This is a genomic window from Pelomonas cellulosilytica (genome assembly GCF_021353265.1).
Lineage (GTDB): Bacteria > Pseudomonadota > Gammaproteobacteria > Burkholderiales > Burkholderiaceae_C > Pelomonas > Pelomonas cellulosilytica.
Genome location: NZ_JAJTWU010000008.1, coordinates 169,848 through 191,750, shown reverse-complemented (window position 1 = coordinate 191,750; position 21,903 = coordinate 169,848). Strand labels below are relative to the sequence as shown.

General features: G+C 70.4%; 19 protein-coding genes. 9 read left to right on the top strand and 10 right to left on the bottom strand.

The features are described 5' to 3' along the window. The first annotated feature begins 11 nt into the window (after positions 1-11). Positions 12-419 carry a hypothetical protein gene (locus tag LXT13_RS19975; RefSeq protein ID WP_233373777.1) on the top strand — a complete coding sequence of 136 codons (408 nt, stop codon included), beginning with the start codon at positions 12-14 and terminating at the stop codon, positions 417-419. Then, positions 416-943 (top strand): MerR family transcriptional regulator, encoded by a 528-nt coding sequence (locus tag LXT13_RS19970; protein WP_233373775.1) that lies wholly within the window; start codon positions 416-418, stop codon positions 941-943. The genes LXT13_RS19975 and LXT13_RS19970 overlap by 4 nt, the downstream gene beginning before the upstream one ends. Before the next feature lie 22 nt (positions 944-965). Here LXT13_RS19970 and LXT13_RS19965 read toward each other — a convergent pair whose 3' ends face one another. Continuing rightward, entirely contained in the window at positions 966-2,306 is a 1,341-nt protein-coding gene (locus LXT13_RS19965; RefSeq protein ID WP_233373768.1) for a CapA family protein, read from the bottom strand. Beyond that, positions 2,294-3,325, bottom strand: a complete 1,032-nt coding sequence (locus LXT13_RS19960; protein WP_233373766.1) for a PEP-CTERM sorting domain-containing protein — start codon at positions 3,323-3,325, stop codon at positions 2,294-2,296. Before LXT13_RS19960 ends, LXT13_RS19965 begins: the two co-directional genes overlap by 13 nt. Positions 3,326-3,399: 74 nt before the next feature. On the opposite strand from LXT13_RS19960, the gene LXT13_RS19955 reads away from it, so the two are divergent. Further along, the gene (locus LXT13_RS19955) at positions 3,400-4,302 is read left to right on the top strand and encodes a hypothetical protein (RefSeq protein WP_233373760.1); all 903 of its coding nucleotides are present in this window, start codon (positions 3,400-3,402) and stop codon (positions 4,300-4,302) included. Beyond that, entirely contained in the window at positions 4,299-7,142 is a 2,844-nt protein-coding gene (locus LXT13_RS19950; protein WP_233373756.1) for a serine/threonine-protein kinase, read from the top strand. The genes LXT13_RS19955 and LXT13_RS19950 overlap by 4 nt, the downstream gene beginning before the upstream one ends. Here LXT13_RS19950 and LXT13_RS19945 read toward each other — a convergent pair whose 3' ends face one another. Both LXT13_RS19945 and LXT13_RS19940 read right to left on the bottom strand, forming a co-directional pair. Next, positions 7,143-7,697: an ECF-type sigma factor gene (locus LXT13_RS19945; RefSeq protein ID WP_233373754.1), complete on the bottom strand. Its 555-nt coding sequence runs from the start codon at positions 7,695-7,697 to the stop codon at positions 7,143-7,145. 28 nt (positions 7,698-7,725) lie between these two features. After that, positions 7,726-8,655 carry a Gfo/Idh/MocA family protein gene (locus tag LXT13_RS19940; protein ID WP_233373751.1) on the bottom strand — a complete coding sequence of 310 codons (930 nt, stop codon included), beginning with the start codon at positions 8,653-8,655 and terminating at the stop codon, positions 7,726-7,728. A gap of 287 nt (positions 8,656-8,942) precedes the next feature. On the opposite strand from LXT13_RS19940, the gene LXT13_RS19935 reads away from it, so the two are divergent. The 3 genes from LXT13_RS19935 to LXT13_RS19925 all read left to right on the top strand — a co-directional run bounded on the left by LXT13_RS19935 (position 8,943) and on the right by LXT13_RS19925 (position 13,209). Further along, positions 8,943-10,052, top strand: coding sequence for a glycoside hydrolase family 43 protein (locus LXT13_RS19935; protein WP_233373734.1), 1,110 nt, complete (start codon positions 8,943-8,945; stop codon positions 10,050-10,052). 51 nt (positions 10,053-10,103) lie between these two features. Beyond that, complete coding sequence (locus tag LXT13_RS19930; RefSeq protein WP_233373730.1) at positions 10,104-10,814, top strand: fumarylacetoacetate hydrolase family protein; 711 nt, start codon at positions 10,104-10,106, stop codon at positions 10,812-10,814. A 103-nt stretch (positions 10,815-10,917) separates the two neighbouring features. Further along, on the top strand, positions 10,918-13,209 hold the full coding sequence (locus LXT13_RS19925) for a hybrid sensor histidine kinase/response regulator (RefSeq protein WP_233373724.1): 2,292 nt from the start codon (positions 10,918-10,920) through the stop codon (positions 13,207-13,209). On the opposite strand, the gene LXT13_RS19920 is transcribed toward LXT13_RS19925, so the two are convergent. Then, positions 13,192-13,782, bottom strand: a complete 591-nt coding sequence (locus LXT13_RS19920; RefSeq protein WP_233373722.1) for a DUF1294 domain-containing protein — start codon at positions 13,780-13,782, stop codon at positions 13,192-13,194. The genes LXT13_RS19925 and LXT13_RS19920 overlap by 18 nt on opposite strands. After that, positions 13,779-14,672 (bottom strand): LysR family transcriptional regulator, encoded by an 894-nt coding sequence (locus LXT13_RS19915; protein ID WP_233373721.1) that lies wholly within the window; start codon positions 14,670-14,672, stop codon positions 13,779-13,781. Before LXT13_RS19915 ends, LXT13_RS19920 begins: the two co-directional genes overlap by 4 nt. Before the next feature lie 100 nt (positions 14,673-14,772). Between LXT13_RS19915 and LXT13_RS19910 the strand changes: the two genes are divergently transcribed. Next, a complete protein-coding gene (locus tag LXT13_RS19910) occupies positions 14,773-15,414 on the top strand; it encodes an NAD(P)-dependent oxidoreductase (protein WP_233373718.1) in 642 nt (213 codons plus the stop codon). Positions 15,415-15,477: 63 nt separating this feature from the next. Here the strand turns inward: LXT13_RS19910 and LXT13_RS19905 are convergent, their stop codons facing one another. From LXT13_RS19905 to LXT13_RS19895, 3 genes are all read right to left on the bottom strand, one after another. Further along, positions 15,478-16,695 carry a glycoside hydrolase family 27 protein gene (locus tag LXT13_RS19905; protein WP_233373717.1) on the bottom strand — a complete coding sequence of 406 codons (1,218 nt, stop codon included), beginning with the start codon at positions 16,693-16,695 and terminating at the stop codon, positions 15,478-15,480. Positions 16,696-16,730: 35 nt separating this feature from the next. Continuing rightward, complete coding sequence (locus LXT13_RS19900) at positions 16,731-18,212, bottom strand: MFS transporter (RefSeq protein WP_233373716.1); 1,482 nt, start codon at positions 18,210-18,212, stop codon at positions 16,731-16,733. Positions 18,213-18,348: 136 nt separating this feature from the next. Next, entirely contained in the window at positions 18,349-19,407 is a 1,059-nt protein-coding gene (locus LXT13_RS19895; RefSeq protein ID WP_233373715.1) for a LacI family DNA-binding transcriptional regulator, read from the bottom strand. Positions 19,408-19,640: 233 nt separating this feature from the next. Here LXT13_RS19895 and LXT13_RS19890 point away from each other — a divergent pair, with 233 nt between their 5' ends. Next, positions 19,641-21,029 (top strand): GH1 family beta-glucosidase, encoded by a 1,389-nt coding sequence (locus tag LXT13_RS19890; RefSeq protein WP_233373714.1) that lies wholly within the window; start codon positions 19,641-19,643, stop codon positions 21,027-21,029. A 23-nt stretch (positions 21,030-21,052) separates the two neighbouring features. Here LXT13_RS19890 and LXT13_RS19885 read toward each other — a convergent pair whose 3' ends face one another. After that, positions 21,053-21,676 (bottom strand): cysteine hydrolase family protein, encoded by a 624-nt coding sequence (locus tag LXT13_RS19885; protein ID WP_233373713.1) that lies wholly within the window; start codon positions 21,674-21,676, stop codon positions 21,053-21,055. Between the last annotated feature and the right edge of the window lie 227 nt (positions 21,677-21,903).

Below are 21,903 nucleotides of genomic sequence, written 5' to 3'. Positions count from 1 at the left end.
TCGGAGATGCCATGAGCCCGAACGATGACGAAGCTTTCTTGAGCGCCATCACGCGCTGCGACCTGCCACCCGCGGACTTCGGCCACCTGCAGCACCTGTGGCTCGCCTGGCTGCACCTGCGCCGCACGACGCTGCCGGAAGCCATCGAGCGCACCTGCACCGACATCGACCGGTTTGCCCGCCACCACGGCGCCCGCGACAAGTTCAACCGCACGCTGACGGAAGCCCTGGTTCGGCTGATGGCCGGCCGCGGCGCGACCCAGGCGACGTTGGACTGGGCCGGGTTCCAGCACCGCAACGCTGACCTCGTCCGCGATGCAGCCGGGCTGCTGGCGCGGCACTATTCGCCGACACTGCTGGCCAGTGCCGAGGCGCGGCGGCAGTTCCAGCCGCCCGACCGGCTGCCCCTGCCCGCATGAAGCCCCTCCTCACCCTCGGCCGGCTTGCCCGCGCGACGCGGCTGGCGCGCTCTTCGCTGCTGCACTACGAATCGCTGGGCCTGCTGCAGCCGCGTGACCGCAGTGAGGCCGGCTACAGGCTCTATGGCGAAGCTGAAGTCCAGCGGCTTCAAGCCATCCGCCGCTACCGCGAGGCCGGGTTGTCGCTGCACGCGATCCGGGACCTGCTCGCGGGCCCACCCGCCGACGGGCCTGCAGGGCTGCTCGAGCAACGGCTGCTGTCCCTCGGCGAGGAGGTGGACCGGCTGCGCGAGCAGCAGCAGGGCCTGGCGCGCCTGTTGGCCATGCCCGAGTTCCACGCCCGTCGCCAGGCGCGAGGCAAGGCCGCCTGGGTGGCGCTGCTGCGCCGGGCCGGGTTCAGCGACGACGACATGCGCCGCTGGCACGCCGCCTTCGAGGCGTCGGCACCGGCGCAGCACGCGGCCTTCCTGCGCTCGTTGGGGCTGCGACCGGCCGAGGTGGCCGGCATCCGACGCGCGACATGAGCGGGCTGGCGAAGCGAACTTGCTAGTCCGGCGCCCGTGCAGCTTGCAGCAGCGCCGCCGGCCGGCACATCGACGGCTGCACCTGCCCGCGCTGCCAGCACGGGGCCTCCTGCGTCGGCCGCGGATGCGGCACACCTTCGCGGTCGATGTGGCCGGACACGACATGGAAGCCCTTCACCCCTTGCGCGTCGACGTCCAGCTGCAGCAGCCAGGCAGTGTTGTTGTCATCGTCCTTGAAACCGTCGAAGACGAAGTTTCCAAGGCTGTAGACGATGGGCCGGCCGCGGTAGACCTCCACATCCTGCGTTAAATGCGGATGGCCGCCGACGACGGCGTCGGCGCCCGCGTCGATCATGTGGCGCGCCAGCGATCGCTGCCGGTCATTGGCCAGCGGCTCGTGCTCCTGACCCCAGTGCATGACGGGGATCACCACGTCCGCCACGCGGCGGGCGCGCTGGATGTCCAGCCACACCTGCTCGTCCTCGCTCCAGGCAATGCCGGGGCGGTCCACGTCGGCCTCGAAATGACGCGGCATGAACTCGTTGTAGCCCAGCAGCGCGATGCGCAGGCCACCGCGCTCGACGATAAGCGGCGCGTGCGCCTGGGCCAGCGTGCTACCGCCGCCGAAATGACGCAGGCCCTGGCGGCGCAGGCGGTCCAGCATCTCGGCGAAGGCGTCGGGGCCGAAGTCGCCCGAGTGATTGTTGGCCAGGCCCACGACGTCGACATGCCGGGCCAGCACCGGCAGCACACGCGGATGCGCACGGAACGTGAACGGCTTGACCGGCTCGGCACGCCCGCCGGTGGCCACGACGCACTCCAGGTTGGCCACGCGCACGTCGGCGAGCGCCAGCCACGGTGCGAACGGCTCGAAGGGGTCGCGACCCTCGCGGATGACGCGGCCCGGCGTGTCGTCCAGTAACACGTCGCCTACGAAGGCCAGGCTCACGTCGCGCGCCGGCGGGCTCGACGTGCGCGTGACGGCATCGTCCCGCACCTCGCAGCGGTAGCTCAGCTCCTGGCCGAGGCCCGGCGCGTAGACGCGCTGCAGGCCATCGGCCGGCAGCGTCGAACCGGCTGCGGGCACCTGGACCGTGGCCTGGTGAACCAGCGCGTCCCCGGCATAGGTGGCGAGGCGGATGTAGGCCGGTTGCGTGCCATCGTCCACCCACATCGCGCGGAAGCCGAAGCGGCCCAGCGGCACCCGCGCCACCGTGTACGGGTCGGCCACGGGCCGCGCCTCCACCGTCGTGCGACTGCCCCCCTGCACGAGCTCGCAGCGCAGCAGCGGCGCAGCTTGAGCTTGGGCCGCGCCAAGGCTGCCGGCCAGCACCAGGCCGGCCGCGCGGGTCACGCCGCGCACGACGACCGGCGGCGGGAGGCGGCCAGCAGCCCGCCCAGGCCGGCCAGCATCATCCAGCCGCTGGCGGCCTCGGGCACGGGCGCGAGGTAGTCGGTGCCGGAAGCGGACAGCAGGCGGGAATCCCCCACCGCCTGGTGCTGGCTGTCGAACAGCTGCACGCCAACCAACCGCGCGCCGCTCATGAAGTTGGACGTCACGTCGCCGTACGCCGAGGCGACGAGGCCGACGGTCAGGTCCCAGGACTGGCCCCAGACAATGGGCAGGTCCTCGCTGTAGAACGTGCTGCTGCCGCTGAGCATGCCGGGCGTCGTGGTCCAGCCATCAGGCACCAGGCGATAGGAAAAGAAGCCCGTTGACCCACGGGTGAGCTGTGCGCTCCAGCCGTACTTCACCGGCTGGTAGGAGTTCATGTAGAGCAGGTCTAGCACGGTGCTGCCGGTGAAGTAAGGTGCCAGTGCACCCGGCGCACTGGCCGAGCCGCTGAGCTCGAAGGCATAGCGCACGTAGCCCTTGCTGCCCTGGGCGACGCTGGCGCTGGTGGCCGTCAGCGTGTCGGTGAACTTGGCCGCGGCCACCATCGAGTCGTAGGTGCCGGGTCCGCCGTTGGCCACGCCGCCGGCGAATTGGCCTGCCGCCGACACCCCCACCCAGCCATATCGGGCGAAAGCATCGGCCTGACCCGAATACACGGCGGCATGCCCCTCGGGGATGCCCAGCTTCACGGGACCGACCGCGTAGGTGCTGGCGACACGGCCCGAGCTGCCGCTGTCCTGGTCCAGCCCGCCGGTCAGGCCGCAGGCGGCAATACCGCCGGCGGGAAAACTACCGCCGCTGAAGAAGGGCTTCAGCGCGTCCGGCGTGCCGCTGGTGTAGCAACCGGAATCGACGGAGCCTCGGGCGATTCCTCCCACGCCGCCGGCGTAGGTGTCGAGGCTGCCGGCGTGGGCCGGGGCGGCGAGCGAGGCCGCCAGCGCCGCAGCCACGGCGAGGCAGGAGGGATGTCGGTGAAGTACAGCCATGGGCCAACCTTTAGGGGGAGTCGGGACAAGAACGGTTCTGATCAGCTGTACGCATCCGGTGGGCTGGTTCCGCCATGCGACGCCCCCCTGACTTGGGGATCACACCGGCTGCCGCGCGTGTCGTGATACCGCCCGCCACTGCGTACCTGCCGGTATGGGGCCGCGTTCGGCCCCCCGGTGAGGTGGCGATGCTGTGGGAGAAGCTGGCCCTGACGATGGCGGGGATGCTGCTGGTGACGGCGGCCCTGCACATGGGCGGACGGCGCCTGGGTGGACTGCTGGCCGGCCTGCCCACCATCACGGCGCCCACGCTGGCCTGGACGGCGCTGGAGCAGGGCACGGGCTTCGCGGTCCATGCCGCCATCGGCAGCGTGGCCTCCTGCGCCGCGCTGGCGGTCTTCGCGCTGGCCTATGTGCACGCGTCACGCAGCCTGCGCGCTGCCGGGGCCCTCGCCTGCGGTGCCGGTGCCGCGGCGCTCGCCGCCCTGCCGGCGTTGCAGGCCGCCGACAGCCTGACCGCCGCGCTGGTGCTGGCCGTCAGCGTGACGCTCGCGGCCCGGGCCGCGCTTCCGACGCCTGCGCCGGCTGCGGCGGGCGCCCTGCGGTCGGGCCGGCAGGTGCTGCCGGGCATCGGCGCGGCCTGCATCGCCGCCATGCTGACGGTGCTCGTCACGCTGCTGGCCCCGGTGCTGGGGCCGCTGGCCACCGGGCTGCTCGCGTCGCTGCCGCTGGTGAGCGGGCCGCTGGCCATGGCCGAGCATGCCGGCGCGGGTCACCAGGCCTCCACCGAATTCCTACGCGGCTACGTGCGCGGCCTGTTCGGCAAGGCTGCCTTCGGCACGGTGTTCGTGCTGCTGGCGCCGGGCAGCGGCGTGCTGACGGCGCTGGCCGCGGCAGTGGCCGTCACGGCACTGATGACGCTGCGCCCGCAGAGCGTCCGTGCCGCCCTGCCCCGCCTAAACTCGCCGCCACGATGACGCCGCTGTCCCGCATTGCCGAGCAATGGTCCGCCGTCGACGGGCTGCTCGACGAGGCGCTGGCGCTGGCCCCGCGCGCGCGGGACGACTGGCTGGCGACGCTGAGCGGCGAAGCGGCCCTGCACCGTGAGACGCTTCGGGCGCTGCTGGCCACGCAGGCTCGCCTGGAAACCGACGATTTTCTGCACACGCTGCCGCCGCTGCGGCCGCCGGCCGCCCTACTTGCCGGAGCGGAGCCGCGCGCGGGAGAGCTCGTGGGCCCGTACCGGCTGATCCGCGAACTGGGCCGCGGCGGCATGGGCCTGGTATGGCTGGCAGAGCGCCATGACGGGCTTGCCGCGCGGCACGTGGCGCTGAAGCTGCCGCGGCTGGCCTGGGGCCAGGGGCTGGCCGAGCGGCTGGCGCGCGAGCGCGAGATCCTGGCCGGCCTGGAACATGAGCACATCGCCCGGCTCTACGACGCCGGCGTCGATGCCCAGGGCCGCCCATTCATCGCGATGCAGTACGTGGAGGGCGAACCCATCGACGCCTACTGCCGGCGCCACCGGCTGCCGGCCGTCGCGCGCATCGGCCTACTGCTGCAGGCGATGGCGGCCGTCGCGCATGCGCATGCACGGCTGGTTGTGCACCGGGACCTGAAGCCGGGCAACGTGCTGGTGGATGCCGACGGCTGCGTCACGCTGCTGGACTTCGGCCTGGCCAAGCTGATTGACGGTGAGCAGGCCGGTGCGACCGCGGTGACGGAGTTCGCCGGCCGCGCGCTGACGCCTAACTACGCCAGCCCCGAGCAGATCCGCGGCGAGCCGCTGGGCACGGCCAGTGACGTATACAGCCTGGGCGTGCTGGCCTTCGAACTGCTCACCGAAGCCAAGCCCTACCGGCTGAGCCGCGGCACGGCAGCCGAGCTCGAGGAGGCCATCATGCGGGCCGAGCCGCCGCGCGCCAGCGACGCTGCGACGGATCCGGCGCTGAAGAAGGCCTTGCGCGGCGACCTCGACGCCATCCTCGCCCGCGCGCTGAAGAAGGCCGTGGCCGGGCGCTATGCCGGCGTCGACGCCTTCGCCGACGACCTGCAGCGCCACCTGCGCGGCGAGCCGGTGCTGGCGCGGCCCGACGGCGCGGGCTACCGGCTCGCCAAGTTCGTCGGCCGGCACCGGCTGGCAGTGGGCCTGGGCGTTGCACTGACGCTGACCGTGCTGGCGGGCAGCGGCGTATCGCTGTGGCAGGCGCATGTGGCGCGCCTGCAAGAGCAGCGCGCCTCTGCCGAAGTGCGGCGCCAGCGCGCGACGCAGGACCTGTACATCGAGACGCTGTCGCGCCTGTCGGTGCTGGCCGCCGAGGAGCCGCAGGCGCTGACCCGCCCGGGCGCCGTGACCTCGGTGCTGGTGGACAAGCTCAATGAGATGGCGCCGCACCTTGCTGAGCGCCCCGACGACCGCGGCGCGCAGCTCGAAGCGGTCATGGTGCAGTTGAACTACGACCAGCGCTTCGCCGAGTCCCTCACGATCGGCGAACAGTACCTGGCGCATCTGAAGGCCCACGACGCGCCGCCGTCGCAGGTCATCAACACCTATGCCTCGCTCGGCCGCACGCTGTTCCAGCTGGGGCGGCTGGATGACAGCGAGGCCATGCGCCGCGCCGGCCTGGACTGGGCCGCCGACGCGCACGACAGCGAAACCGAGCTCAGGCGCATGACGATCGCGGCGGACCTGGGCGACCTGTTGACCAACAGGGGCCGCCGCGACGAGGCACTCACCGTGCTGACCCGCGCCGACCGGCTCGCCACGCAGCACGGCGCCGACCAGCACCTGCGCTACGAGTCGCTGATCCCGCTCGGCATGTACTACCTGTCCTTCGACGATGCGAAGGCGCTTGAGCTGCTGCAGCAGGCCCGCTTCGAGCTGAGGGCCAACGGCTTGGCCGACGACGACACGGTGGGCCAGCTGCAATGGCAGCTGGGTGACGCGCTGCTGGCCAACGGGCGCCTCACGGAGGCCGAGGAAGCGCTGAATGAGTCCCTCGCCGGCTACCGTCGTGCCTATGGGCGCGACAGCCGCAGCGCGGTGCGCGCCTTCGGGCGCAGCATGGCGGCCACGGCGCGGCTCGACCCGGCGCGCGCGGCCCAGCTGATTGCCGCCGAACGCCAGGCGCTCGGCCAGCGGCCGGGGGGGCTGCCGGCGCCATCGGACGCGCTGCTGCAGGCGCGGGAGTTCGAAGCGGCGTGGCTGGCCGGCAACGTGGCCGCCTCCCAGGCCATCGCGCTGCCGGACGAGGCGATGCTGAAGTCCCCCTCGGTACTGCGCAACAACCAGGTGTTGATCGTCCATGCCACCCAGGCCAGCACGCAGGACGGGCGCGCGACGCGGATGTTGCCGCTGATGGAGGCGCTGCTCAAGCACTGGCCCGACGGGCACATCCCCAAGCGCACACGGCTGCGCATGGAGCAGGTCATCGCCGAGGCGCAGCTGGCCGCCGGCGCCGCCGACGCCGCTCGCGCCGCAGCGCAGGCGCTCGCCGACATGATCGACGCCGCGCAAGGCCGCCACAGCCTGGGCTACCGGGCCGCGCTGTCGGTCGTCGCGCTCGCCGCGGCCCGAGCGGGCGATTCCCGCGGCGCCGGCCAGGCGCTGGACCACTTGGCCCGGTTGGAGGAGCCGCCCTACCCGTCCGCGGCGGAACGGGCCGACGTCGAGCTGCGACGGGCCCAGGCGCTGGCGCTGCTCGGGCGTGCCGCCGAAGCGGCGGCGATCGCGCGAGCCGTGCTGCCCGGTCTGCAGACGCAGCATGCGCAAAGCCCGCGGCTGGCGCTGGCGCGACGGCTCAGCGCCGCAAGCGGTTGATCAGCCGCGCAGCGTGTGCGCCAGCAGCAGCCGTGCCTTGTCCCACGCGCGCTGCACGCTGCGGGTCGACAACGACAACGCCTCGGCGATCTCGGCATCCTTCATGCCGCCGAAGTAGCGCATCTCCACGACCTGCGCGAGCCGCGCGTCCAGCTTGGCGAGTTGCTGCAGCGCACTGTCAACGTCCATGATTTCCTCGGCCGGCGCAGCCAGCGAGTCGGCCGCCGCCGTGTCCAGCGGCTGGTGCTGCACATCGCCGCCACGGCGCTCGGCGAGCGACTGCCGCGCCGCGTCGACGATGATGGAGCGCATGACCGCCGCCGCGTAGGCGAGAAAGTGCGCCCGGTCTTCGGGCCGCAGACCCTCGCGCTGCACGAAGCGCAGGTAGCACTCGTTGACGAGCGCCGTCGTATCGAGCAGAACGTTGCGTTCATGCGGCGCGAGACGGCGATGCGCGATGCCGCGCAGCTCCGGGTACAGCAGACCGAAGATGCGGTCGAGCGCCCCGCGGTCGCCCGCGCGGGCCTGCTCGATGAGCTGGGTCACGTCACCCATGAATCACCCTGGGCGCGGCGGCTGCCGTTCAGACGTGATGAGCGGCCACCGTGCGCCGCTCGCCGATCAGGAAGGCGTCGGCCACGAGCTGGAACGGGCGCCAGTCGACCTCCGAGCGGCCTGCCGCGCAGAGCTCCGCGAAGCGGGCGTAAAGGCGCGGGTATTCGCCTGCCAGCGCGTCGTCGGCGGCCACCGGCTGGCCGTCGATCTCCAGCGCGCCACCGCCATGCGACAGGCGCAGCCGGCCAGTCGTCGTGACCAGTTCGACGTCCCAGGTCTGCTCGCCCTTCTGGCGGAAGTCGAAGTCAGCATCGATGCGCACGCCGGACTCGGTGCGCAGGTCCAGCTGCGCGGCGATGGGCGCCTGCTGGTTCTCGGGGAACTCCAGCACAGCCTTGTGGACGACAGCCTCCTCGGCCAGCACCTCGGTCAGCACCGACAGCGCATTGATGCCCGGGTCGAACACGCCGAGGCCGCCCGCATCGAAGATCCACTGCTGGCCCGGGTGCCAGTGGTGCACGTCTTCCTTCCACGTGATCGTGCCGCCAGTCAGCGTGCGGCCCTTGAGCCAGTCGCGCGCGGCGTCCACACCCCCGGCAAACCGAGAGTGCCAGGTCTGGAACAGCGTGCGGCCATGGCGCGCGGCCTCGGCCTGCAGCAGCCCGATCTGCCGCGTCGTCGCGGCCGGGGGCTTTTCCAGCATGACGTGCTTGCCGGCGCGCAGCGCGGCCAGCGCGGCATCGAAATGCGCCTGCGGGGGCGTGCAGATGGAAATGGCGTCCAGCGCCGGCACCTCAGCCAGCATCGTGGCCACGTCGGGAAAGTTCGCGACGCCGTCCACCCGCGCATTGCGGCTGGCGCAGGCCACCAGCTCGAAACGCGGGTCGCCCGACAGCGCCGGGATGTGTTGATCGCGGGCAATCTTGCCGATGCCCACCAAGCCTAACTTCAGTGCCATGCTGCTTCCACGAAATGCTGTCGATTGCGCCGTGCGCCTGGGTCTCGCTCCACCGGCGTGCCAGGTGTGAACAGCGACCATCTTAAGTGGGGCTCCTGGGACCGCCCCGGAGACGGCCGGTGGTCGGGCGAGTCCGGCAATGTCATGGCGGGCGTGAAGGAATCCCGCCGGCGCCCGGCGGTCGGTAAACCGGCGTGTGGGCGGCCGGAGAGTGCGCAATTCTCAACGCCCGGCCGACGGCGTTGCGCCGATGCTGGTGGCCTTGGGAATCAGATCCGTCGCTCGCCATGCACGCCAAACTCCATCCCTCCTCGCGCCGCCGGCAGACAGCCGCTGACAAGGCCGCCCAGCGCGCCGGCCATGCATCGCCGGGTCACTTCACGAACCCTATCGTCGCCGCCGCGGTGCCGGCCGGTTCGGCTGACCCATCCGTCGTGCACGTGAACGGGCATTACTACTACTGTCGCAGCGTCGGCGATCGCTTCCTCGGCGTGGCACGGGCCGAACGGCTGCAGGACATCGGTCGCGCCGAGATGGTCAACGTCTTCGAGCCCGAGGTCGGCACGCCGTGGAGCTGCGAGATCTGGGCCCCGGAGCTGCAGTTCGTGCGCGGCCGCTGGTACATCTATTTCGCGGCGAGCGACGGCGACAACCGCAACCACCGCATGTACGCGCTCGAAGCCGTGACCGACGACCCTCAGGGCGAATACGTCTTCAGGGGCCAGCTCACCGACGCCACGAACCGCTGGGCCATCGACGGCATTGCCGTGGAGAGCGAGGGCGGGCTGTATTTCGTCTGGTCCGGCTGGCGCAACGAGGACGATGGCTTCCCGCAGGTGCTCTACATCGCGGAGATGAGCGACCCTTGCACAATCGTCGGCGAGCGGCACGAGATCGCCGCGCCCGACCTGCCGTGGGAATGCCAGGGCGCATCGCTGCTGGAAGGCCCGGCCGTGCTGTACGGCGACAGCGGCCTGTTCATCACCTACTCGGCCAGCGCGAGCTGGACGGACCACTACGCCGTGGGCCTGCTGCACTACCAGGGCGGCGATATCCTGTCGGCCGCGGCGTGGCACAAGAGTCCGACGCCGGTGTTCGCGGCGCGGCCCGAGCAGCGCGTCTTCGGCCCCGGCCACAACAGCTTCGTCAAATCGCCAGACGGCACGGAAGACTGGATCGTCTACCACGCCATCGACAGCTCGGGCGGCGGCTGGTCCCAGCGCAGCGTGCGCGCCCAGCGCTTCGACTGGACCGCAGACGGCATACCCATGCTCGGCATGCCGGTCGGCCATGGCGTGCGCGTGGAGGAGCCGTCGGGCACGCGGACGATGGCGTCAGCCGGCACGCATGAGACGGCCGCCGTCGTCGCACTGCCGCCGGAAGCGGCGGCCGCCTAGCGGTACCGTCGGCGACACTGGCGGCGTGATCGACTCTTGCCGCCACCAACGATGCCTGCGCCCACGCTGCAAGCCCTAGTCACCGCCCTCGCCGACGCCCACCGTCACGGCACGCCGCTGCGGTCGGCCGACTGGGCCGACACCGTTGGCAATGAGGCCGATGCCTATGCCGTGCAGGAGGGCGTGGCCGCGGCGCTCGGCTGGCGGCTGGACCGCTGGAAGTCGGGCGGCGCCAGTCCTCAGGGGCCTTTCAGCCATTCGCCGGTTAACCCGCTCGCCGACGGCCGCCTGCTGGGCGTGGAAGCGGAGGTGGCGCTGCGCGTGGGCCGCGACGTGACGCCCGCCGAGGCGCTCGGTCCACTGAGCGATGTCATCGACGCGATGTGCATCGCCGTCGAGCTGGTCGCGTCTCGCTGGACCGAGGGGCTGGACGCGCCAGCGCTGTTGCGCATGGCCGATCACCAGTCGAATGCCGGCCTGTGGCTGGGGCCCTGGCAGCCGTGGCGCGCACTGGATTGGGCGCGGCTGCCGTGGCGCCTGTCGCTGGCCGGCGCGCCGGTGCTGGTGCGCCAGGGCGGCCATTCGCTCGGTGACCCCGCCGGCGTGCTGCCTGCGTGGCTGCGTCATGCGACGCGCGACGGCCGCACGGTGAAGGCGGGCACCGTCGTGACGACCGGCGCCTGGGGCGGCCTGCACGCCGCCGATGCCCCGCAGGGCTCGCTGCAGATCGACGGGCTGGGTACGTTCAGCTTCGGCCGCTGACCCCAGTCGGCACAGCCGCTCCTGCGCTCGACGGCACCGTTGGGGCCGACGGGCCGGCACTACACTGCGTCACCCTTGGCCGGCGCCCGGCGCCCACGACGACATGAGCTCCACGCCGAGCATCCCGGCCCGCGACCAGCACGCGGAACTGATGGCCTTGTTGACGAGCGCGCCGCTCGGCGTGGCCCTGTTTGACCGCGAGCACCGCTACGTCAGCATCAACGAGGCGCTGGCCGCCATCAACGGCTTGCCGATTCAGGCGCACATCGGCCAGCGCATCGAAGACCTGCTACCAGCCAATGCGACCGCCGTGGTCCCGGTGATCGACGCCGTGTTCTGCGATGGCGAGGGCGTAACGAACCTGGAAGTGACGGGCGAGACGCCGCTGCAGCCCGGCGTGACCCGCAACTGGCTGACCGGTTTCTATCCGGTGCGCGACGACGCTGGCCACGTGACGGCGGTGGGCGCCTGGGTGACCGAGATCACCGACCGAAAGGCCGCAGAGCAGGCGCTGCGGCGAAGTGAACAGGACTTCCGAGCGACATTCGACAACGCCGCGGTCGGCATCGCGCATGTGGGGCTGGACGGCCGCTGGCTGTCGCTGAATGACCGGCTCTGCGACATCACCGGTTACCGGCGCGATGAGTTGCTGGCCATGACGTTCCAGGACATCACGCATCCCGACGACCTCGCGGCCGATCTGGAGCAGGCCCGGCGGCTGGCGCGCGGCGAGCTGGACACCTACTCGATGGAGAAGCGCTACCTGCGCAAGGACGGCCAGGAGACGTGGATCAACCTGACCGTCTCGGCCCGCCGCGATGCCGCGGGCCAGCCGCTGTACTACATCTCCATCGTGGAGGACATCCAGGCCCGCAAGCGGGCGGAGCAGGCGCTGCAGGATGCGCTGCAGGCGAGCCAGACCGGCACCTTCCGCTGGGACATACAGACGAACCGGCTGGACTGGGACGAGGCGCTGGATCGCCTGTTCGGCCTGCGCCCCGGCGAGAGCGTGCATGACTTCGCGGCCTTTCTGGCACGCGTGCATCCGGACGACCGGGCCGGCGTCGTTGAACGCTGCGACCGCTGCCGCGAGCACGGCGCCGACTTCGCGATGGAATTTCGGGTCGTCTGGCCCGACGGCCGTGAACACTGGCTCTACGACCGCGGCCGCACCTTCCTCGACGCCGCCGGCCGGCCCGCCTACATGACGGGCGCGTGCGTGGACATCACCGAGCGCAAGTGGGCCGACCAGGCGCTGCGCCAAGCCGACCGCCAGAAGGACGAGTTCCTCGCCACGCTGGCGCATGAGCTGCGCAACCCACTGGCGCCGATGCGCAGCGCGCTGGAGGGACTGCGCAGCGGCCGGCTGGACACCGGGCGCAGCGAGCGCGCGCTGGCCGTCATGGACCGCCAGCTGCGCCACCTGGTGCGCCTGGTGGACGACCTGCTCGACGTGTCGCGCATCAGCAGCGGCAAGATCGAGCTGCGTTGCCAAACGCTGGACCTGGCCGAGGTGGTGGAGCAGGCGGCCGAGCTGGCAAGGCCGCTCATCGAGGCGGCCGACCAGCAAATGCAGGTGGCCCTGCCTGACGCGCCGATGTGGGTACACGGCGACTTGACGCGGCTCGCGCAGGTGGTGGGCAACCTGTTGAACAACGCCAGCAAGTACACGCCGGCCGGCGGCCACATCACCGTCAGTGCCTGCGCGCTGCCGGACGAGGCAGTCATCGAGATCCGCGACAGCGGCATGGGCCTGGCGCCGGACATGCTGGAGCGCATCTTCGAGCTGTTCGTGCAGGCCGAGGACGCGCGGCTGCAGGCCCAGGGTGGCCTGGGCATCGGACTGTCGCTGGTGAAGCGGCTGGTGGAGCTGCATGGCGGCGTCGTCCAGGCCGCAAGCAGCGGGCTGGGCCAGGGCTCCTGCTTCACGCTGCGGCTGCCGCTCGCAGGCGCGGCAGCGCCGGTGCCGCTCGTAGCTGCCCCTGCACCGGCCATGGCGTCAGTGCAGAAGGGCGGCTGCCGTGTGCTGGTGATCGACGACAACGTGGACGGCGCCGAAGCGCTACAGGCGCTGCTGGACATGCTGGGGCAGCAGACGCACGTGGCCCACGACGGCGAGCAGGCGCTGCGCATGGTGGCGGACTTCCGGCCGCAGATCGTGCTATGCGACATCGGCCTGCCCGGCATGAACGGCTACGAGGTGGCGCGCCGCCTGCGCAGCGAGCCCGGCACGGCGCAGGCCCTGCTCGTCGCGCTGACCGGCTGGGGGTCCAATGAAGACCGGCGCAAGAGCCTGGCAGTGGGCTTCGACGTACACCTGACCAAGCCTGTCGAGCTCAGCGCGCTGGAAGCGCTGCTGGCACGGGCTGGTTGCGGCTCAGCGCCAGGCGCCTGACAGCGGTGTGAACACCAGCGCGAACACAGCCAGGTTGAACAGCACCGTCAGCCCGTAGATGCGGCGGAATCGCGGCTTGGCACTCTTGTGCCGCAGCAACTGCTGGGCCAGCAGCGCCCCCGGCCAGCCGCCTGCTGCAGCCAGCGCATGCAGCGTGGCCTCGGGCACCCGGTCACCGCCCTTGACGGCGGCCCGCTTGTCCAGCGCGTAGACGATGAAAGTGGCGGTGCTGAGGGACGAGTACAAGCCCCACAGCCAGTTCGGCAGACCCCAGACGAGATGGCAGCCGAGCACCAGCGCGGCGAACGCCGGGATCACCAGTAGCACCCGCTGGCCGTCTCCGCGGCGGGGGCCCGCGGGGGTCGGCGGCGCGCCGAGCGCCTTGACGTCGAACGCGCGCCGCTTGCCCTGAGCATCGTGCCCCTCGCGGTAGGCCAGCCGTTCGCCGACATAGGGTCGGTGCGGGCGCAGGCCGAAGGCCTGGATGTGCACGAACACGCGAGCGCCGCCGCCGTCGGGCGCGATGAAGCCATAGCCCTTGGCGTCGTCCCATTGCGTCAACGTGCCCTTCATGCTGCGCCCCCATCCTGAAGATGCGCCTTCAGCGCGGCGATGGCATGGCGCACCTTGGCCGGCTGGCCGGGGTTGCCGTCGGCACGCTGCAGCGCCAGCGCCCAGACGGGCAGGTCGGGCAGCGCCAAGTCGGTGTGCAGCCGCAGCAGGTGCCCGCGGGCGACGGACTCGGCCACGTCCTCGTCGCCCAGCGCGGCCACGCCCAGGCCGGCCTCGCAAAGCTGCTGCAAGGTCAGCTGGTTGTTGCTGGTGTAGCGCGGCTGCACGGTCAGCTCGGTGCCGGGCAGGCGGCGTGGCTGGTCCGGGCCGTCCTGCAGCATCAGCCAGTCGGCCTGCCGCAGCGCATCCGGCGTGGCAGGCACGCCGCGCTGCGCAAGATAGGCGGGCGACGCGTACAGGCTGGTGTGCAGCGTGCCGATGCGCTGCGCCACCCAGGTGCTATCGGGCAGGCGGCCAAAGCGGATGGCCAGGTCGATGCGGTGGGCGACAAGGTCGGTGAAGCCGTCCTCCACCTGCAGGTGCAGGCGCAGGCCCGGGTGGGCCGCCAGCAACGCGGCCAGCGCCGGGCCGAGACGACGGGCGAAGCCGACCGTCATCGCGATGCGCAGCTCGCCCTCGGGTGCGTCGCGCAGCTGCAGCAGCTGCGCCTGCGCCCCTTCGGCGGCCGCCACCATGGCCGCACAACCGGCGTGAAAGCGTTCGCCGGCCGGCGTCAGGCCAAGCTTGCGCGTGGAGCGGTGCAGCAGCGTGACGCCCATGTCGCGTTCCAGCGCGCTCACCTGCTGGCTGACGGCCGACGTGCTGGTGCGCAACTGGCGGGCCGCTGCGGCGAAGCTGCCGTGGCGCACCACGGCGGCCAGCACGGCCATGCGCTTGAGCTGGTTAAGCATGAAGTTTTTCTAAACAGTCCTAGAGGTTGACGGCGACTTATCAAGCAATTGTGAAGCAAGAACAATTGCTCAATCGACAACTGATCGACTGGAGAACCTCATGAACATCGCTCTGATCGGCGCCACCGGCTTTGTGGGCCAGCCGCTGCTGCAGGAACTGCTGAGCCGCGGCCATCAGGTGCGCGCGCTGCAGCGCGACACGGCCAAACTGACGCCCCGCCCCGGTCTGGATGCCCGGGCCGTGGACGTGCTGAACGGCGGCGACCTGGCCGCTGCGCTGGCTGGCGTGGACGCGGTCGTCAGCGCGTTCAACGCGGGCTGGGGCAACCCCAACCTGCATGACGACTTCCTGCGCGGCAGCGAGCTGATCGCCAATGCGGCGCGCGACGCCGGCGTGCGACTCATCGTCGTCGGCGGTGCGGGCAGCCTCTACATCGCGCCCGGCCAGCAGTTGGTGGACTCACCGGACTTCCCGGCCGAATGGAAGTCGGGCGCGCTGGCCGCCCGCGAAGTGCTGAACCGCCTGCGCGCCGACACCACGCCGCTGGACTGGACCTTCGTGTCGCCCGCGATCATGCTGGTGCCGGGCGAGCGCACTGGCCAGTTCCGCCTGGGCACGGAGTCGCCCGTGTTCGACGCCCAAGGCGAAAGCCGCATCAGCGTGGCCGACCTCGCGGTGGCCATCGTCAACGAGCTGGAAGCGCCACAGCACCGCCGCGGCCGCTTCACCGCGGGGTATTGATTCGCCTCTCGGCCGGTCAAGCCCCGCTGAACGCGGGTGTGACCGGCCGACGGGCCACAAACCTCATGGGGTGACCGGCGAGATCCGGAACATCAGCACGCCATGCGGCGCCACGGTGCCCCCATGGCGGCCCGTGGCGCCCTTCGTCTTTTTGCTGGACCACAGGTCCAGCACGTCGGCCTTCAGCCGCGCCGGCAGGTCGAGCTGCGCCCAGCTGACGGCGATGTCCGCCGGCTTGTCGCCACGGTTGAACAACACGGCCGCGCGGTCACCGCCGGCCAGCGTGCGCACCCACACCTCCAGGTCACCCTGGCGCCAGACGCGACGGCCCTGGCGGCCCAGCGGATCCTGGTCGACCTTGATGACCTCGGCATTGGTCAGGATGCGCAGCGTGTCGGCATCCATGCGGCGCAGGTCGTTGCCGGCGATCAGCGGCGCGGCCAGCATGGCCCAGATGGAGAAGTGGCTCTCGTACTCGGCGGTCGTCATGCCGCCGTTACCGACCTCCAGCATGTCGGGGTCGTTCCAGCCGTTCGGCGCGGACTCGGCCCACAGCTCGGCGTTCATGTCGATGATGTCGAGCAGGCCGTGGGAGTAGGCCTTCTTGCCCTTCCAGCCGTCCCAGATGTCGCCTGTCGTGCGCCACAGGTGGCCCACCGGGTGCGCCCAGCGGCCGGGCCTGCTGTTGCCCCACTCGCAGATGGACAGCACGATGTCGCGGCCCGATTCGCGCAATGCCTTGGCCATCAGGGTGTAGGCCGCCTCGGGGTTGCGGGTACCGGTGTAGCACCAGTCGTACTTGAGCCAGTCCACGCCCCATCTGGCGTACTGGCGGGCGTCCTGGAATTCATGCCCCGCGCTGCCAGGGCGGCCGCCACAGGTCAGCGAGCCGGCATCGGAATACAGGCCGAACTTCAGCCCCTTGCCGTGCACGTAGTCGGCCAGCGCCTTCATGCCGCTCGGAAAGCGCTCCGGGTCAGGCTGGATATTGCCGTCGGCGTCGCGGCTCTTCTGCCAGCAGTCATCGATGACGAGGTAGGTGTAGCCGGCGGCCTTCAGGCCCGAAGCCGCCATCGCGTCGGCCTGCTCGCGGATCAACTGCTCGCTGACGTTGCAGGCAAACTTGTTCCACGAGTTCCAGCCCATCGGCGGCGTGGGGGCGAGGTTGGGTTTGGGGGCGTCGAGCTTGAGCGTCTCGTGGCCGGTCTGCGCCTGCGCCGAGCAGGCGATGGCGCAAGACGACAGCACCAGCAGCATACGGCGCAGCCAGGTCGAGGTCATGGATGAACTCCGTTCGAGGGAAGGATGGCGGCCGGTCAGACGGCGCCACGGCGGGCTTCGAGTGCGGCGCGGATCTCGTGCATGCGCTGCTCGGTCAGGAAGTAGCGCGACACGATGTAGAGCGCCACCAGCAGGCCGGCGATGGGAATGCCGGACAGGAACACGCGGATCAGGAACAGCGCCTGCTCGCCCTGCACCGGCAGCTTGGCGTCGAACCCGGTGAACATCAACACCCAGCCGGACGCGCCGTTGCCCAGCGCCAGGCCCACCTTGCTGATCCACGAGCCGCAGGCGGCGAAGGAGCCCTCGCGGCGCTGGTGGCTGTCGAGTTCGTCATGGTCGATGACGTCGGCCATCGCCGAGCCATAGACCGTCCAGAACCCGGCGCCGACGAAGGCCACGCCACCGCTGGCGAACAGCTGCAGCCAGGGCAGCTGCGGGTTGTAGAAGAACCAGTCGCCGATGAAGGCGACGATGCCCAACACCAGCACCGTCATCAACGCGTTGCGCTTGCCCCAGCGCCGGGCCACGGCACCGGCGAAGCTGATGCCCAAGAGGCCGCACACCAGGCCGGCCGTGCCCATCAGCGAGTTCCACTTCGTGGCCTCGACGACATTGCCGCCGCAGACGTAGTAGACCGTCGCGTAGTAGCCCAGCAGGCCCACCATGGACGTGGCCATGTTGTAGGTCAGCATCGTGCCGAGCATCTGGCGGAAGGGGCGATTCTTCAGCGTGCGGTAGAGCGTGTCCTTGAACGGCACGCGCTGCGTGCTGCGCGCGACGACGCTCTCGTAATAGCGCTCCCGCGTCAGCAGGAAGATGGCGACGGACACCAGCACCATGATGCCGCCCAGGATGCTCGTGTAGACCTGTGCGCCCAGCAGGATGTCGGGCTTTCCGGACGCGTCGTTGAAGAAGGCCAGCGTTGTGAACTGTGCGGCGACGAACATCGCCAGCTCGGGCAGCTTCTGGATCGCGTTCTTCACCGACATCAGCCGCGTGCGCTCGTGGTAGTCGGGCGTCATCTCCGTACCGAGGCTGTTCCACGGCATGTTGAAGCAGCTCATCGCCGGCACATAGAGGCAGGTCGACACCAGCATGAAGATGAAGTACTCGGTGTCGCTCCAGCCTCGGCCGACGGCGAACATCAGCGGCAGCCCGATGCCCGCCAGCACGCCGCCGACGAGGATGAACGGCCGCCGACGGCCCCAGCGCGAGCGCGCGTTGTCAGACAGCCAGCCGAACATCGCATCCGACACGGCGTCCACCGCGATCTTCGCGAACAGCACGATGGAGATCAGCCCGGGCGCCACGCCAAGGAACACGTTGAACACGTGGAAGGCCAGTGACTGGTAGAGCCAGTGGCCCCACATGTCGAGGAAGGACCCCAGGCCGAAGCCGATCTTTTGCGGCAGTGGCACACGGTCGGCCACCGGCGTCGTCACGGTCTGCGCCGCCGGGGCGGCGTTCGGGCGGTGCGTCAGGGGCACGGCGGCCCCATCGCTTTCGGCAAGCACGGCTGTCTCCTTGTGTCGCTGATGACGACAACTTTTTAGTAAACAGCCAGATTTTCGTTCGACCGCTGCACCAATAGAACGCGGTGAAACACCTAGCGACCGGCGCTATCCCCGCCCGGCGGGCGGCAAGGACCCATCAACCGCGTTCGGTCGCCAGTGCCGCCGCCGCGCGCCGCCCCTTGCGGCCGGCCGCCGGCTCGGCGGCGGCAACCCGGGAGCTGTCGCGAACGACCAGTTCGACCGGCAGCGCCGCATCGTTGGGCTCGGTGTCGCCTTCGATGAGCGCCCGCGCCGCGACGATGCCCAGCGCCTCTTTGTCCATCTTCACGGTGGACAGCGGCGGCTTGAAGTGGGCAGCTTCCTCGATGTCGTCGTAGCCGATGACACGGATGTCCTCCGGCACGCGCAGGCCGTGCTCGCGGCAGACCTCGATGGCAAAAATCGCCGTGGAGTCGTTGTAGGCGAACAAGGCATCCGGCCGCTGCGGCAGCGCCAACAGTTGTCGCATCGCCTCGCGGCCGGCATCGCGGTAGTCCATGACAGGGTCCAGCGTCACCTCGTAGTCCGGATCGAACAGCCGGCCGGCCTCGAACAACGCCCGGCGGAAGCCCTTGGCGCGCAGGGACACGGAGTAGTGCGTCGGCGGGCCGAAGATGGCCGCCACGCGCTGCGCACCGCCCTCGATGAGGTGGCGCGTCGCGAGCCAGCCTCCCAGCTGGTTGTCGTCGTTGACGCAGCGCACGCCGGGGTAGAAGTGGTCCACCAGCACCAGCGGCAGTTCGCAGCGGCGGATGGCTTCCATCGCCTCGGGATCGAAGTAGCCCGCCCCCAGCAGCGCGTCGGCCTCGTGGCGGCGCACCTGCCCGGCGATGTCTTCGCCCGACTGCACCGACAGCAGGCTCAGCGGCACGCCCGCCTCCCGGCAGACCGTCTCGGCGCCGTGCAGCACATAGGAATAGAAGGGATTGTTCGCGAGCGAACCGACATGGCGGCTGTACAGGAACAGCATGCGGCGCGGCTTGCCCGTGCGCAGCTTGCCGACGTCATAGCCGAGTTGCTGGGCCACCTCGAGCACCTGACCGCGCGTCTGCTCTGACAAACCGGGCTGCCCCTTCAGCGCGCGCGACACCGTGCCGATGGACACCCCCGCAGCCTGGGCCAATTCCCGGATCGTCACTCCCCGTTTCTCGGCCATGGCCTCCACTCCAGCATTGTTTAGTCGCTCAACAGCGCCGCGATTGTGGCATCGCCTACTGGGCGGCGCCGTAATGCTGCGAAGGCCGTCCGCCAGGCGATGAGGGATGCCCCGATTGCCGATTGTTCACTAAACAATTATTGTTGCCTAGAAGTTTTCCCCAGCACTGCCGGCCACGGAGCGGCCTTCCTGCACTGAGACGGCCGACCACTCACCTCCCAGACACCCCACTGATGAGCTCGACATCCCCCGCCCCGGCCTCGCTGGCCGACCTCGTCTCCCCGCCGGCCGACTCGGCGATGCGCCGCAGCGACTTCGTGTTCGGCTGCGGAACATCCTCCTACCAGATCGAAGGCGCCGTCCACGACGATGGCCGGCTGGAATCCATCTGGGACCGCTTCAGCAAGACGCCTGGCAAGGTGCTGCGCGGCGAGACCGGCGACGTCGCCTGCGACCACTACCACCGCCTCGAGGAGGACCTGGACATCATCCAGCGGCTGGGCGTGGACGCCTACCGCTTCTCCATCGCCTGGCCGCGCGTCATGGACGAGGCCGGCCGGCCGAACGCCCGCGGCATCGACTTCTACAAGCGCCTGCTCGACGGCCTGGGCCAGCGCGGCATCCGCGCCTTCGTCACGCTTTACCACTGGGACCTGCCACAGCACCTGGAAGACCGCGGCGGCTGGCTCAACCGCGAGACGGCCTGGCGCTTCGCAGACTACGCCGACCTGATGAGCCGCCAGCTCGCCGGCCATGGCGACGTGGCCGCCTGGACGACGCACAACGAGCCATGGTGTGCGGCCTACCTCGGCTATGGCGACGGCCACCATGCCCCCGGCCTGAAGTCCACGCGCTGGGCCGCCCAGGCCATGCACCACCTGCTGCTGGGCCATGGCCTGGCGCTGCCCGCGCTGCGCGCGAACGCGCCGCAGGCGCAGCACGGCATCGTCGTCAACATGGCACCCGGCTATGCGGACAGCGACACCGCCGCCGACCGCGACGCGGCCTACCTGTTCGAGACCTTCCAGAACCGCTGGGCGCTGGACCCGCTGCTCAAGGGCGAGTACCCGGCCGCGCTGTGGCGCTACTGGAAAGGCAGCGAGCCCCTCGTGCTGGACGGCGACATGGACATCATCCGCCGGCCCATCGACTACCTGGGCATCAACTTCTACAGCCGCGCCGTGCTGCGCTCCACCGGCCCCGACACGGTGGACTGGGTGCGGCGCGACGGCGTGGAGCGCACGACAATGGACTGGGAGGTCTATCCGCAGGGCATGCAGGACCTGTTCGAGGCGCTCAAGGCCGAGTACGCCAACCTACCGCCGATTTACGTGACCGAGAACGGCATGTCCAGTGCGGACGAGGTGCAGGCCGGCACGGTGGACGACGTGCAGCGCCAGTCCTACATCAAGCGCCATTTCGCGGCCTGCTCACGGGCGATGCACAACGGCGTGGACGTCCGAGGCTATTTCATCTGGTCGCTAATGGACAACTTCGAATGGGCCTTCGGCTACGAGCGCCGCTTCGGTCTCGTGCACGTCGACTTCGAGACGCAGAAGCGCACACTCAAGCGCAGCGCGCTGGCCTATGCAGACTTCCTGCGCGAACGCGCCGCAGGCTGACGCCCACAGGGCACCGGGCCGGGTTAGAACGCCACGTCCGCTGTCGTGCGCACTTCGGTGCGCACATCGGGAACGCTGAGCCATTCGAAGACGGTGTTCAGGTCCGTGACGATGGCCTCGGCAGGTATGTCCTTGCCCCCTGGCACCGGGATTGGCTCGGTCGAATGCGCGTCACCCACGAGCGTCAGCTGGTAGCCGCGGTCCACCGCCGCGTAGGCGGTGGCACGGATGCACCAGTTGGTCGCCGCGCCCGCCAGGACGATGCGCGACACGCCGAGCGACTTCAGTCGCGCGTCCAGGTCCGTCCTGGCAAAGGCCGAGTTGTACTGCTTGTGCACGACGCTCTCCGAAGCTGCCGGCACGAAGCCCGGCGCCAGTTGCCAGCGGTCCGAGCCGTACTTCAGCTCGTTGTCGGCATGCTGCACCCAGATCACCGGAGCACCGGCCGCCCTGGCCTTGGCCACCAGTTTCTGCAGATTGGCCGTGACCCGCTCGGCCTGCCAGACGGAAGCAAGCACCCCCACCTGGGCGTCGACCACCAGCAATGCCGAGGCGGCATCGTGGCGTGGCGCTGCCGTCTGAGCGACGGCGATACCGTGGCCCAGGACGGCCAGCAGGCCAACAAGAAGGCGGCGTCGACACTTCATGGACGGGGTGCTCCGGGAACATGGGTTCAGGCTCGACCAGACAGCGTACCGCTGGCTCGCTCGACGCGCCTACCGTGACACGGCCACACGGCCACACGGCCACACGGCCACACGGCCACACGGCCACACGGCCACACGGCCACACGGCCACACGGCCACGACGAAATGGTACGCAGGTTACCCAAGCCCATGTCCGCCGCTCACCTGGATCACGGCACGGGCACAGG